12 protein-coding genes are annotated in these 14,147 nt (G+C 54.2%); 9 read left to right on the top strand and 3 right to left on the bottom strand.

Going from position 1 to position 14,147, the window contains the following annotated elements:
• Positions 1–77: 77 nt before the first annotated feature.
• Positions 78–860, bottom strand: coding sequence for an enoyl-CoA hydratase-related protein (locus tag FHS90_RS19080; RefSeq protein ID WP_182514211.1), 783 nt, complete (start codon positions 858–860; stop codon positions 78–80).
• Positions 861–1,668: 808 nt separating this feature from the next.
• On the opposite strand from FHS90_RS19080, the gene FHS90_RS19075 reads away from it, so the two are divergent.
• The 4 genes from FHS90_RS19075 (at position 1,669) to FHS90_RS19060 (ending at position 5,817) form a co-directional block, all read left to right on the top strand.
• Positions 1,669–3,222, top strand: a complete 1,554-nt coding sequence (locus tag FHS90_RS19075) for a M28 family metallopeptidase (RefSeq protein ID WP_182514210.1) — start codon at positions 1,669–1,671, stop codon at positions 3,220–3,222.
• Between the two features lie 172 nt (positions 3,223–3,394).
• Positions 3,395–5,044 carry a beta-N-acetylhexosaminidase gene (locus FHS90_RS19070; protein WP_182514209.1) on the top strand — a complete coding sequence of 550 codons (1,650 nt, stop codon included), beginning with the start codon at positions 3,395–3,397 and terminating at the stop codon, positions 5,042–5,044.
• 102 nt (positions 5,045–5,146) lie between these two features.
• The gene (locus tag FHS90_RS19065) at positions 5,147–5,338 is read left to right on the top strand and encodes a hypothetical protein (RefSeq protein ID WP_153042528.1); all 192 of its coding nucleotides are present in this window, start codon (positions 5,147–5,149) and stop codon (positions 5,336–5,338) included.
• 8 nt (positions 5,339–5,346) lie between these two features.
• Complete coding sequence (locus tag FHS90_RS19060) at positions 5,347–5,817, top strand: hypothetical protein (protein ID WP_066829155.1); 471 nt, start codon at positions 5,347–5,349, stop codon at positions 5,815–5,817.
• A gap of 261 nt (positions 5,818–6,078) precedes the next feature.
• On the opposite strand, the gene FHS90_RS19055 is transcribed toward FHS90_RS19060, so the two are convergent.
• Positions 6,079–6,921: a hypothetical protein gene (locus FHS90_RS19055; RefSeq protein WP_182514208.1), complete on the bottom strand. Its 843-nt coding sequence runs from the start codon at positions 6,919–6,921 to the stop codon at positions 6,079–6,081.
• A 187-nt stretch (positions 6,922–7,108) separates the two neighbouring features.
• On the opposite strand from FHS90_RS19055, the gene FHS90_RS19050 reads away from it, so the two are divergent.
• From FHS90_RS19050 to FHS90_RS19030, 5 genes are all read left to right on the top strand, one after another.
• Complete coding sequence (locus tag FHS90_RS19050; protein WP_066829163.1) at positions 7,109–7,681, top strand: DUF4142 domain-containing protein; 573 nt, start codon at positions 7,109–7,111, stop codon at positions 7,679–7,681.
• A gap of 4 nt (positions 7,682–7,685) precedes the next feature.
• Positions 7,686–8,261, top strand: coding sequence for a DUF4142 domain-containing protein (locus tag FHS90_RS19045; protein WP_182514207.1), 576 nt, complete (start codon positions 7,686–7,688; stop codon positions 8,259–8,261).
• 50 nt (positions 8,262–8,311) lie between these two features.
• Positions 8,312–8,980 carry a DUF4142 domain-containing protein gene (locus FHS90_RS19040; RefSeq protein WP_182514206.1) on the top strand — a complete coding sequence of 223 codons (669 nt, stop codon included), beginning with the start codon at positions 8,312–8,314 and terminating at the stop codon, positions 8,978–8,980.
• A 120-nt stretch (positions 8,981–9,100) separates the two neighbouring features.
• Positions 9,101–9,763 carry a DUF4142 domain-containing protein gene (locus tag FHS90_RS19035; protein WP_182514205.1) on the top strand — a complete coding sequence of 221 codons (663 nt, stop codon included), beginning with the start codon at positions 9,101–9,103 and terminating at the stop codon, positions 9,761–9,763.
• 477 nt (positions 9,764–10,240) lie between these two features.
• On the top strand, positions 10,241–10,516 hold the full coding sequence (locus tag FHS90_RS19030) for a hypothetical protein (protein WP_153042530.1): 276 nt from the start codon (positions 10,241–10,243) through the stop codon (positions 10,514–10,516).
• 101 nt (positions 10,517–10,617) lie between these two features.
• On the opposite strand, the gene uvrA is transcribed toward FHS90_RS19030, so the two are convergent.
• Positions 10,618–13,647, bottom strand: a complete 3,030-nt coding sequence (gene uvrA / locus FHS90_RS19025; RefSeq protein WP_182514204.1) for an excinuclease ABC subunit UvrA — start codon at positions 13,645–13,647, stop codon at positions 10,618–10,620.
• Between the last annotated feature and the right edge of the window lie 500 nt (positions 13,648–14,147).

Below are 14,147 nucleotides of genomic sequence, written 5' to 3'. Positions count from 1 at the left end.
TCTCCCCGGCGGAGAGGAAACACCGCTTTCCTGTTTTCGGCCTGTTTTTGAGAAAACAGGCCGAAAACAGAATTTGCTTATTCTCCTGTAAAAACAGGTTTGCGCTTCTCGTTGAACGCGGTTACGCCTTCGCGGTAGTCAGCCGAGGAACCGGCAATCTCCTGGCAGTACGCCTCATATTCCAGCATCTCGTCCAGGCTGGACTCAAACGATTTGTTCAGCATCTTCTTCATGAGCCCAATGGCTTTGGTAGGGGCGCTGGCGTAGCGGTCAGTGATCTGCTGCACGGCGGCGTCCAGTTCCTCAGGCGCCACTACCTGGTTGACCAGGCCTAAGCGCAAGGCTTCCTCGGCGGGGACTTTGGTGCCCAGTGTGCTCAGTTCAAAGGCTTTGCGCATGCCCACCAGCCGCGGCAGAAAATAGGACGAACCCGAGTCCAGCACCAACCCTACGTTCACGAATACTTCAATGAGACTAGCCGCAGAACTGGCGACAATGTAATCGCACGCCAGAGCGAGGGAACATCCGGCGCCCGCCGCTACACCGTTCAGGCGGCAGATGATGGGTTTGGGCAGTTCGCGCATGGCCTTGATAATGGGGTTGTAGCGCTTGTGCAGGCTTTCAGCCAACGAGCGTTTCTCGGCCCCGGCAATGGCTTTCAGGTCTTGGCCCGAGCAGAAGGCTTTGCCCGCGCCGGTGAGAATGACCACGCGCACGCTGGCGTCACGGGTGACTTGTTTTAACGCATCTTGCAGTTCATAGCTCTGCTGATCATTGAATGCATTGAATACGTCTGGACGGTTGAGGGTAATGGTGGCCACACCGTTGGTGACGCTATAGATAAGTTTTTCTTCAGACATCGGTTTTAGGGGTGTTTTTTCAAAAACAGGTCAAAAACGCTAAGGTTGGGGCATATTTGGGGAGTGAAAGAAAACTGCCGGCATGCGCTCATTCAAAAGTAAGGGTTTGCGGCGGGAGTGGCAAGGGGTATGGGTTACCCAGGGTGGAAAGCCGCATAAAGGGAAAAGAGGTTTGGTTTCTTTTTACCGTTCTACAGGATTTTCTATGCTTTTTGCTTTTCTACTCCTATTTCTTCCGCTGGTTGTACAGCAGGCGGGCTTTTTGGTGGTGAAAACAAACCTGCCCATCAGGGTTTCTATTTTTTTGACAGCCTGCGCCCTAGGGGTGTTCCTTCCCTGGCAAGCCACGTTTTTGGCAGCCAGTGCTTTATTAGAGGGAGTGACTGCCAAAGGGCAAGGCGCAGGTTGTGTGACTGGCGCGGTCGTGTTTCTGCCGTTAGGCTACGGAATTACCCTCATCACTTTCTGCGTAGGGCTGTATGGCCTTATTTCAAAAGTGGGGGAAGAAACAGAGAAAAATTGTCAGCTGGGGCAGAGGTAAGCGCTTGTTTACATTTTAATTTTTGCCGACGAAAACGGGGAGGAAAAGGTGCTTCTAGCCCGTTTTTTCAGCAGCATAGCAGCGCCATGGGGCGGGGCAACCGCCAGGCCAGGTTCAATTGAGGCCCGGTTGCAGCGCATAAGACAATTGTAAACGCATGCTTTTAGCGAGACCCTGAGGTGATGCTGCTATTAAAGAGTGGCTAATTTGCAGCAACTTTCTATCTTTACCGCTTCCAACACACTCATTATTAATTCCTACAAACAAATGAACAAAGCTTACGCCTTTTTGTTGGGCACCGCGTTCCTGGCGGTTCCTGCCTTTGCCCAGCAAGCCGAACCGCTAGACGCGGCCGTGGTGGAGAAAATCCGCCAGGAGGGCCTGAAAAACTCACAGGTCATGGACATTGCGTTTTACCTGACAGATGTGAACGGTCCGCGTCTTTCCGGCTCCCCGGGTCTGGCCAGAGCCAACCAGTGGACCAAGGATAAGCTGACTTCCTGGGGATTGAAGAATGCCACCATTGAACCTTGGGGCACGTTTGGCAAAGGCTGGGAGGTAGAGAAGTCTTACCTGGCGCTGACCAAACCGTATTACCAGCCCATGATTGGTTCGCCCAAAGCCTGGACCCCCAGCACCAATGGCACGGTGAAAGGCCAGGTGGTGCTGGTGAAAGCCACCAAAGAAGAAGACCTGGCGCAGTACGCGGGCAAGCTGAAAGGCAAGATTGTGATGATGCAGGTGAACAACCCCATTAAAACGTCTTTTGAGCCCTCGGCTTTCAGATACACAGACGAGCAGCTGCAGAAAATGGCTGAGCCGGTACAGCCTTCGGCGGGACGGGCACCCATGAGCGAAGAGCAGATGGCCGCGTTCAGAGCCCGCAGAGCTTTGGCTACCAAAATGTCTGAGATGTTCCTGCAAGAAGGGGCTGCCGCCGTTCTGAGTTCGCGCAGCGGCTCCCACGGTACGTTCTTCACCAGCAACGGCGCCTCTTATGCCCAGGATGCCAAGCCGGTGCTGCCTGAGTTTGAGATTGCCCTGGAAGACCTTGCGCGCATGAGCCGCCTGCTGAGCGCCGGTATTCCGGTAGAGGTGGAGCTGGAAAGCAAGACCCGCTTTGTGACAGATGACCCGCAGGGCTACAACGTGATTGCTGAGATACCGGGTACTGACAAGAAACTGAAGTCTGAGCTGGTGATGCTGGGCGGTCATATTGACTCCTGGCATGCCGCCACCGGCGCCACAGACAACGCCGCCGGGGTAGCCGTGATGATGGAAGCTGTACGTATCATCAAAGCCCTGAACCTGCAACCGAAGCGTACCATTCGCATTGCCCTGTGGGGTGGCGAGGAGCAAGGCTTGCACGGCTCCAGAGGCTATGCTAAAAAGCATTTAGGTGATGCGCAGACCATGCAGACTTTGCCTGAGTATGATAAGGTTTCAGCTTATTTCAACCTGGACAACGGAACCGGTAAAATCAGAGGAATCTACACACAGGGCAATGAGGCGGTAGCGCCGCTGTTCAAAGAGTGGTTCAAGCCGTTCCATGATCTGGGGGCCACTACTGTGACCAACCGCAACACCGGTGGTACTGACCACTTGGCGTTTGATGCGCTGGGCATCCCGGGCTTCCAGTTCATACAGGATGAGCTGGAGTATGACACCCGCACCCACCACACCAACATGGACACCTATGACCGCCTGCAGCCCGAAGACCTGAAGCAGGCATCGGTGATAGTGGCCTCGTTTGTGTACCAGACCGCCAACCGCAAAGACAAGTTGCCGCGCAAGCCAAAACCGCAGCCCAAGCAGTCATAAGTTCAGGTAGCAAGACAATGTGATCTTGACAAACACTACTTCTAAGCAGTGATTTCACGGCCTTTGCCCAATTTTATGGGGCAAAGGCCGTTTTCTTTTTGCCGTGATCCTGTGCAGGTGTTTACCTTTACACAGCCGCAATGCGGCAATGACGAGAATCTAATCAGAAAAAATGCTAAATCTTAGACTTCCCCTGGTGGCGCTTCTGCTTTTAGTGCTGTCGCTTGGCGGCCACGCCCAACCCCCGTCTGTGAACAACATCATTCCCAAACCGGTGTGGGTAAACGCACTGGGCAAGAAGCCGGTGCCCGTAACGGCGCAGACGGTGATTGTGGCAGATGCCCCTTTTCAGGAGCAGGCCACCTATTTGCAGGGGTTGCTGCAAAAACAGCTGGGGCTGACCCTGAAAGTGGTGCAAGGCGCAAAAGCGGCGGGCAACGCTGCCCAGATTTATTTAAAAAATGACCCTTCGGCGGCGCCGAAACCAGAAATGTACGTGCTTCAGGCGCAGGGGAACCAAATTACCGTGAAGGCCAAAGATGTGCCGGGGGTGGTGCATGGTCTCCAGACGCTGCTGCAGTTGCTGCCCTTGCAGAAAGTGAAAACCGCTGAGGTAGCGGCGGTAGAAATCAAAGATTACCCCCGGTTCGCGTACCGCGGCATGCACCTGGATGTAAGCCGCCATATCTTTCCGGTGGAGTTCATCAAGAAATACATTGACTACCTGGCGTTCCATAAGTTCAACACCTTTCACTGGCACCTCACAGATGACCAGGGCTGGCGCCTGCAGATAGACGCGTACCCCAAACTGACCAGCGTGGGCGCGTGGCGGAATTCTACCCTCATTGGCCACTTCAAAGACCAGCCCGCCCGCTATGACTCTACCCGCTACGGCGGTTTCTACACCAAAGACCAGGTGCGCGACATTGTGAAATACGCCGCTGTGCGCGGCATCAACGTAGTGCCTGAGATTGACATTCCGGGCCACAGCCGGGCCATTATTGCGGCCTACCCTGAGTTCAGCACCCGCCCTGATACCACCTGGCAGGTAGCCAACACCTGGGGCATGTACAACCGGCAGAACAACGTGCTGGCGCCCAACTCCCAAACGTTTAAGTTTCTGGAGACCGTGTTTGGCGAGGTGGCTGATCTGTTCCCGTCGCCGTACGTGCACATTGGCGGCGATGAGTGCAGCAAGATGTGGTGGAAAGCAGACCCCAAGACCCAGGCGTTTATGAAGGCCAACGGCCTCAAAGACGAGAAGGAACTGCAGACGTATTTCATCACGCAGGTGGCGGGCTACCTGGCCAAGAAGAACAAAAAGATCATTGGCTGGCATGAGATTCTGGAGGGGAAACTGGACACCACGGCCATTGTCATGAACTGGGGCGGGGCCAAAGAAGGCATTGCGGCCGCGCAGCTGAAACACCCGGTGATCATGAGCCCCGGAAAGCCGCTCTACTTTGACGCGTATCAGTCAAAAGACCCCAAAGACAGCCTCGCCATTCATGGGTACAACCCGCTGGATGCCGTGTATAACTTTGAGCCCGTGCCGGCAGAGCTGAAGCAGCAGAACCTGGGCCGCTACATCATGGGCGCCCAAGGCAACGTCTGGACCGAGTATATGGGCTATCCGTCTAAGGTGGAGTACATGGTGTTCCCGCGTATGACTGCTCTGAGCGAGGTGCTCTGGACAGAAGAGAAGCAGAAAAACCTCACTGATTTCAAGAAACGGCTGCAGCAGAACATGATCCCGAGGTACCAGTTCTGGGGAAGCGGCTATTTCAAGGATTTTGAGAAGTGGACCATGGCCAACCAGTAGAACCTCTTTTTCTGTTTTTGGCCTGTTTTTCAGAAAACAGGCCAAAAACAGACGGGTTGGGGAGTGGCTGGTTTTTTGTATCTTTATTTCTTTCCTATTTCTATGAGTAACCAAACCCGAAACGGGAACATGCTGCTAAACGGAATGCTGGTGGTTTCCTTTCTTATTCTGTGGCGCAATCTGGAGCACCCCAATATTCTGGTGCCCGTGCTGTCATTTGCTGGTTTTCTGATGTTTGTGCTGCTGAAAATCTTCTTTGTGCTGCGTCAACGCAAAAACAATTCACCAAAATAAGACTGCCTATGGAGCCTTTCTTCCTGAATTTAGCCCCCGCTGCTCAGAACGGCACTACGCTTATGCGCGTGTATTTTTTTCTGGCCGTGGTGTTCCTGCTCATTGGCGGGTACGGGGTGTACCACCGCTACGTAGAAGAAGGCGCCACCACGGTGGGGGAGTACATTTTACCCCTGATCCAGCTGGCACTGGCCATCTCGTACCTGTTCATTGCCTGGCGCCGCCGCAAACCATCTGGCACCCGCTATGTAGAGGTGACAGACCAATACCTGGAACTGAAGCTGTTGCCCAACCAGTCTGCCCTCACCCTGCTGTGGAGCAACATTAGTCTGCTGCGGGTGCAGCCAGACAAGATGCTCTACCGCCTGACCAGCGGCCAAGCCGGGGAGATAAGCTTTGACGACCTGCCCGAGGAGCATGAGGAGCTGGTGCGGGACACCATTCGGCAAGCCGGAAGAAAGAAGGGCGTAAGTCTGTAGTTGAGATACGGTTTAGGCCTGTTTTTGAAAAAGTAGCCTGAAAACAGAAAAGGGAGCCTGCTTTAGGCTCCCTTTTCTGTTTTCAGTAGCAAGACAAATCAAATTATACATTTTGTCATCCTGAAAGGATCTTGTGAGCGAACGAGATAAGCTCTTACTGACCGATACTGCCGTTCGCCACCAAGATCCTTCCAGAATTCCAGAGAGGAAAGAAATAGCTAGTTATTTCTGCCCAAGTACTTATGTTCGTTACCAAACGCCTTAGCGCAGGGTAATTTGTTTGGTTCTTCCGTTCACCGTGATGGCCGCCACCTTGTCACAGGGTTCGCCGCCCACGGGGTCATAATTCAAGGTGAGGGTGCCGCCATTCTTGTTGGTCACGCTAACCTGGCCGGCTACAAAGTTCTTGAGACAGCCCACCCTGAACACCTTTTTGAGGGGTGTGGTGATGGTGCAGGTAAACGCAACGCCTTTGCGGTTTGTGCCGGTGGCTGAGCCGGTAATGACATATTCATCATCTGTTAGCTGTACTGTTCCGGCCCCGGCGGTTCGTTCCAGAACCCGGTTGGCTGCCCAGGAGATGGTGCCGTCTGGGGTGATGATGCCCGCCCCGGTGACCACCACCTGGTATTTCCGCTTGCCGGTCTCAGCTGCCAGGTTGGTGATGACCTTGGTGCCGGTGTGCTGGCGGTCATTCACGTAGTACTCCTGCAGGGAAACCGTAACGGTAGCCCCCACGGTGCGTCTGGGGCCGTTGAAGACGGCTATGATTTTTCCGCGGCGGTAGATCCCGTCCGGGCACAGGCAGTTGGCGGTGCCAAAGTCAAGGGTCAGGGTTTGGGTGGCGGCGTTCCAGGAGCGCTGGGCGCAGTCTGGCAAGGGGGTGATAAAACCGGTAACCCTGACACCAGACTGATAATCTTCAGGGGCTTCAGTGTCTACCCAGTCAAAGACAGAGGCAAACTCCGCTTCTGCCACCGCGTTGTCTTCTACAGATTGGATGTTCTCCAGGGCTTCTTCCTGTTCCTGGTCTTTCTTGCAGCCCAGAAACAAGACCGGAAACAGCAGCAACCATGCCGCAGCCCCCTTCTTAAGTAGTTTCATGCCAGTAATCATTTGTCTGTTTTTTCCCTTTGACAGCAAAGGGAAGAGTGGGTTTAACCAAGGGGGAATTAAATATAGTAAATTTTATATACAAAACAAGGCCGGGCGCATTTTCAACCCTAGCCCGCTTCGCCCGTAAAAACACGGACAGGTGCCACCTGTAAAGCCATGCGTACAAAATCTAACTATGAAAAAAAATCTGTTTCACTTGATCTGCGGGGGCGCGCTGCTCTTCTGGGTTTCCGGCTGCGGCGGTTCTTCTGACTCTACCTCAGTAGACGCGGCCGCTAAGCACAATGAGGAGCTGTTGGAAAGCACCGGGAAAGATGAAGCCGCCGGCTGGTTTGTGGCCGAGGCCGCCAGCCACAACATGCTTTCAGCAGAGCTGGGGCGGCTGGCGAGCAGCAAAGCCGTAAATCCTGGCCTGAAGCAGTTTGGTCAGCTTCTGCTGGATCACCACACCCAGACCAACGCCCAGCTCAAGCAGATTGCAGATTTAAAGAACCTCATCACCCCTACCAAGTTAGGCAATGATCACCAGGATCTGTACAATGACATTCTGAGCAAAACGGGAGCGGGTTTTGACCAGGCTTACCTGGAGGCGGTGGTGGAAAACCATGAGGAGATTATTAAAAAGTATGAGGAAATGGCCAATGAGGGCAAAGACCCTGAGTTGAAAAGCTATGCCGCCAAAGCACTGCCTACCCTCAGAGCCCATGTAGAACAGGCTGAGCAGCTGGAAAGCCAGGTGCAGAAGTAGAAGAATGAAAATGCAGAAGATGAAACAGTGGGTTCTAGCCGGGTGGGCAGTAGTTTTTTCTCTGATTTTACTGACGGGCTGCGCCGGCGCTGACGTAGGATCAGGTACCGGCGCTGGCACCGGGTCTGGTACGGGTACTCCTTCAGCCTCTAAGGCAGACGCCTCGTTTGTCGCCATTGCGGGCAGTAACGGTCTGCTGCAGGTACAGCTCAGTGAACTGGCTATGCAGAAAAGTGCCAATCTGGAGGTTAGGGAGTTTGCCAAACTGATGGCCCAGCAGCACACCAGGATCAACACAGAGCTGAAGGGGGTGGCCCAGCAGATGCGGGTCACATATCCCGGCGCCCTATCTGGTAATGACAAGGTGATTTATGACAGAACGGCAAAGCTGTCTTCGCCTGTGTTTGAACAAACGTATGCCCGTGAAATGGAGACGGCGCTGCAACAAGACATAGCCCTGTATCAGAATGCCGTCTCCAGCTCCAGCAACCTGGCGCTGCGTGGCTTCGCCCTGAAAAACACCCCCGTTCTGCAAGGCTACCTACGGTTGGCCACGCAGCTCAAGAAGGTAGTGCCGTAACCGCGCCTACCAGTAAGTGCAGTTGATTGTTTGATGTTGAAAAAATACCTATGAAAAAGCTAATGTATATGTGCATTGCCGGGGCCCTGGCCGCCGGTGCCGCCTGTAGTAGAATAGAAACGTCTACCTCTAATCAGATTCCTGCCACCAACGCCTATGAGGCCAGCATTAGGGACAATAACATGGCCGCTGGCTCCACCAGGGGCACAGATGAGGCCATACGTGAGGCCAATGCCAGCACCAACACCCATGCGGCGGCTTCTGGGGGCTTCATGTTCCAGAACCAGCTCATGACAGAGGGGGAATTCCTGAACGAGGCCGCCAGTTCCAGCATGATGCAGATACAGCTGGCAAAACTGGTGCAACAGAGAAGTGCCAAACCTGAGGTGAGGCAGTTTGCCGAAATGATGATGGACCACCATACCAAGGCCGCGTTAGAAGTGCATTCCATTGCCTCCGGTATGAACATGACTCCGCCGGCGGTGCTTATGCCCGCCCACCAGAAAGCGGTTGACAAACTCTCAAAACTCACCGGCAAAGAGCTGGATGAGGAGTATATGGAGTTTATGGAAGACCTGCATGAATATGACATAGCCAAGTTTGAGGTAGCCAGTAACAAAGCCCCAACCGTCTCTGTCAAAGCATTTGCGGTGAGAACACTGCCCATTCTGCGCGTGCACCTTGACTCAGCAGACAAACTGGAGTCAAAAATTGACTAACCGCCTGAGGGCGTGGCCTGTCTCTGGTTGGGCAATGCAAGCGTATTGTTCTTGTCCGGCTCAACCTCAGTCAAACCTTCCCGTATGTAAGGTGAACCTGAATAAATAACAAAAGGAACTATGAAAAAACCAATGCTTATGATTGCGGCCGGTGCCATGATGTTCACCGCTGCTTGTACTAGCACAGATACTAGTACAGACACAGCCTCTACCGCTGAAACGGCCACTGCCACAGATGCGGCCATGGGTACCACCGGTACCGCAGATGCCACGGCTGGTACCACCGGAACCACGGCTTCTGCCGGAACCACCGGTACTATGGGTACAGACGCTGATGTCACCACAGTCACTGATTTAGATGATCCTGCCTTTATGATGAACGCCGCCAGCGCCAACATGCTGGAGATTGAGCTGGGCAGAATGGCGGTACAGAACGCGGCTAACGCCGATGTGAAAAAATATGGCCAGATGATGGTAGACCACCACTCCAAAGCCAACCAGGAAGCCATGGCGCTGGCCAAGCAATTGAACATTCAGCTGCCTACCACCTTAATGCCTATGCACCAGGCCATGGTAGACAAACTGAAAGGCAAAACCGGTAAAGACTTTGATGAGGATTTCATGGACATCATGGAAACCAGCCACAAAATGACCATTGCCATGTTTGAGGCCAAGAGCAACAACGCTCAGAATGCACAGGTGAAGGCGCTGGCCACTAAAATGCTTCCGCAACTACGCTCTCACTTAGAGATGGCTACCAAGCTGGAAGACACCGTAGACTAGTAATTCTTGCACTGCAGGATAAGAGCCAGTCAGCAGAGGTTGACTGGCTCTTTGCTTTTGCTCCATCTACCAGGTACTTGCATGTGAAGAAGAACACGCAAGGCCAACGGGATACTGACAGGCCTGCTCTTTGCTGTTGCCGCGTGTGGCGGAGCAGGAACAGGTACCTCTACCACTGACCAAGGGCCCGGCACTACCGGAGATTCAACAGCGGTGCGCCCTACCTCTGCCACCAGCAGCGCCGGCGGGGCCGGAATGGGGGGGGCCACCTCTACGCATGCCCTGGCCACAGATACTATAGCCAGAGATTCAACGCAGTGAGAGGGATGAAAGCTGCCAGCCCGTAAAAAAACAGCAGGGGGTGTGGCAGTGTGGTAGAGTCTGCTTACTTTTGCGGCGGTAACCTCTTAGGGGAGAACCGGTATAAAGCAGAACTAACTAAGATTTAAAGTTTATCCATACGTTATGAAAAAACTGATGCCATTCATTGTTGCTGGAGCGTTGTTAGTGGGTGCTTCCTGCAATACTTATACTGCCAGTACTGATCCAGATGATAAAGGCACCGGCTATGCCTTGACAGATGACAAAGCAGCCACTGGCCATACCAGCAGCCACGAGGTAGCAGAGGCGAACAACAACGCTACCCTGGACCACCCTGAAACCCAATCTACCAAAGACTCGGCTGCGGCCCCTGCCGCCAAAGACAGCGCTGCGGCTCCTGCAACCACTGCCCCTGCCGCAGGAGCGCACTAAGAACATGGTTTTTTTTAAAAGCAAAGCCCTCTCTGGTACCAGAGAGGGCTTTGCTTTTAATTATGTTTTCGGCCTGTTTTCAGAAAAACAGGCCGAAAACGCTAGTCGGCTTTCTTCTTTCTGCCTGGTTTCTTCTTCTCTGTAGCAGGAGCAGTTTCTGCCGTAGCGGCTTCTTTCTTCTTGCGGCCGCGGGTTTTCTTCTCAGGGGCCGGAGCGTCTGCAGCCTCCTCATCGGCTTCGGGCTCGTCTTCTGCCAACACGGGGGCGTCTACATAGTGGCTGGTGGCCAGTTCCTCTTTCAGGAAGCGGGCGGTGTGGCCGGCGGTGCATTGGGCCACTTCTTCGGGCGTGCCCTGGGCTACAATGGTGCCGCCTTTGGCGCCGCCCTCTGGGCCAATGTCAATGATGTGGTCGGCTACCTTGATCAGGTCCATGTTGTGCTCAATGATGAGTACGCTGTTGCCTTTGTCCACCAGGCGGTTCAACACGTCTGAGAGGTGCTGAATGTCCTGGAAGTGCAGACCGGTGGTAGGCTCATCTAAGATGTAGAGCGTGCGGCCCGTGTCTTTCTTGGAAAGCTCGGTGGCCAGTTTCACGCGCTGCGCCTCCCCGCCAGATAACGTTGTGGCCTGCTGGCCCAAGGTGATGTAGCCCAAGCCTACCTGGTTCAGCGTCTGGATTTTGCGCAGAATACGCGGCTGGTTCTCAAAGAACTCCACGGCGTGCTCCACGGTCATGTCCAGCACATCGGTGATGGACTTGCCTTTGAAGCGCACTTCCAGCGTTTCACGGTTGTAGCGTTTGCCTTTGCAGGTTTCGCAGGGCACGTACACGTCTGGCATGAAGTTCATCTCAATGGTGCGCATGCCCGCACCCTCACAGGTTTCACATCTTCCGCCCTTCACGTTGAACGAGAACCGTCCCGCCGAATAGCCTCTGATTTTGGCTTCGGGCAGGGAGGCGTAAAGGCTTCTGATTTCGGTGAACACGCCCGTGTAGGTAGCCGGGTTGGAGCGAGGCGTGCGCCCGATGGGACTTTGGTCTACCTCAATCACCTTGTCAATGTTGTTCAGGCCTTCAATCTCCTGGTACGGGAGCGGCTCGCGCTTGGCGTTGAAGAAGTACTTGTTCAGGATAGGGAACAGCGTATCATGAATCAGTGACGATTTACCGCTGCCCGAGACACCCGTCACGCACAGGAACTTGCCCAATGGCAGCTCCAGCGTCACGTTCTTCAGGTTATGACCCGTGGCACCGCGCAGAATGAGGCTCTTGCCATTGCCTTCGCGCTTTTGCTTGCGCACCGGAATGCCGCGGCGGTAGCTTAGGTAATCTGAGGTGGTGGTGTTGCTTTCCATCATCTCCTTCGGGGTACCCGCCGTCACTATCTGGCCACCATGCACACCTGCGCCCGGGCCAATGTCCACCACGTAGTCGGCGGCCAGAATCATGTCTTTGTCGTGCTCCACCACTACCACTGAGTTGCCCAAATCCCGCAGGTCTTGCAGGGCCTTGATGAGCTTCTCGTTGTCGCGCTGGTGCAGGCCAATGCTGGGTTCATCCATGATGTAGAGCACACCCACCAGCTGCGTCCCAATTTGCGTGGCCAATCTTATCCGTTGACTTTCGCCCCCTGATAAAGTTCTCACGGAGCGGTGCAGGTGCAGGTATTCCAATCCCACGTCTACCAGGAAGCCAATCCGCTTCCGGATTTCCTTGAGCAGTTCACGGGCGATGAGGTTCTGGCGTTCGTTCAGTCGCTCTTCCAGGTTGGCCACCCAGGCGGCCAGTTCGGCAATGTCCATTTCGGCCAGCTGGCCGATGTGTTTATCATCTAGCTTGAAGTGCAAAGACTCCTTTTTCAGGCGGTAGCCGTTACACTCGGGGCAGGTGCTTTGGGTGGTGTATTCCTGCACCCACGCGCGCACGTTCTCAGAATCTGACTCCAGCTGCTTTTTCAGGAAGCTCATCACCCCCTCAAAGATGAACGGCTCACGCTTGCCTTTGGGGTCTTCCTCCTCAAACCCGTACAGTAGGTCATGCCAGGCCTGGGCGGGAATCTCAGAAATAGGAACCGTCAAGCTGGTTTTGTGGCGCTTGAGCAGGGCGGTAATCTGGCTGAAAATCCAGATATCACGGTATTCGCCCAAGGGCGCGATGCCGCCACGGCTGATGCTCACGCTCTTGTCTGGCGCAATGGAATCTTCGGTGAGTTCCTCAATTTCGCCCAGGCCGTTGCACACCGGGCAGGCCCCGTACGGCGAGTTGAACGAGAAGGTATTGGGGGCCGGGTCATCATAGGCAATACCGGTAGCCGGGTCCATGAGGTGGCGGGAGTAGAACTGCGTGGCGTTGGTGTCAGCGTCCAGCACCAACACGGTGCCTTTGCCGTGTTGCAGCGCGTTCTGGATGGAGGTAGACAGACGGTAGCGGTCCTCAACAGAGGGCACCAGCTTGTCAATCACAATCTCGATGTCATGGATCTTGTAGCGGTCTACCTGCATTTTGGGCGTGAGCTCCACCAGTTCGCCATCAATACGCGCGCGTATGAAGCCCATCTTGCGTATCTGCTCGAACAGCTCGCGGTAATGACCTTTGCGGCCTTTCACCACAGGCGCTAGCACAATGGTTTTCTTGCCTGAGAAATGCTCCAGCACGTGCTGCACAATCTGGTCATCAGACTGTTTTATCATCTTCTCACCGGTCACGTAGCTGAAGGCCTCGGCGGTGCGGGCGTAAAGCAGACGCAGGAAGTCGTAAATCTCGGTGATGGTGCCCACCGTGGAGCGCGGGTTGCGCGAGGTGGTTTTCTGCTCAATGGAAATCACCGGCGAAAGCCCCTCAATCTTGTCTACGTTGGGGCGCTCCAGTCCGCCCAGGAAGGAGCGGGCGTAGGCCGAGAAGGTCTCCATGTAGCGGCGCTGGCCCTCGGCGTAGATGGTGTCAAACGCGAGCGAAGATTTCCCGCTGCCCGAGATGCCCGTGAAGACCACCAATTCATTGCGCGGTATTTTGAGGCTGATGTTCTTGAGGTTGTGTTCCCGCGCGCCGTATACTTCAATGAAGGGTACGTCTACGGTAGAGCTATTTTGTTTGGCTACAGGGGTAGCCGCAGAATCTTTTGGCGTCATCCGATTTGGTTCGGTTTAAAGAGCAAAGGTAGGTATTTACCCGCTAGAAAAGCAGCGGCAAACCCATCTCTTCTTAACCGAATTTACAGCGGAATAGTTTAACCTCACCCCCGGCCCCTCTCCCACGGAGAGGGGAGATTTTTGGCTACTGCGTTTTGGGGCTGTTTTTGGAAAAACAGGCGGGAAACGGGATTGTCTGCACCTAGATCTATGGAATTTTCAGGATTGCTGGATTTTGCGGTGGGCAAGGCTGTTGGCAGAGACACTCGTAGGAGCTGCGCACGCTACGAGGTCTTTGGAGCGGAATAGTTTAACCTCACCCCCAGCCCCTCTCCCACGGAGAGGGGAGCCTGCATATTGCGTTTTGGGGCTGATTTGAGTCTTTTTTATTTCCATGGCGCGGAAGTTACTTCCGTGACTTACTCCAAATTGCTGTTTGGCTATAGAAAGAACAGAAAGATATAGAAAGAACAGAAAGATATAGAGCGATTGTGCAGAAA

The sequence above is a fragment of the Rufibacter ruber genome (genome assembly GCF_014138425.1).
Lineage (GTDB): Bacteria > Bacteroidota > Bacteroidia > Cytophagales > Hymenobacteraceae > Nibribacter > Nibribacter ruber_C.
The sequence above is the reverse complement of the archived record's forward strand: the minus strand, read 5'-3'. Positions and strand labels throughout refer to the sequence as shown.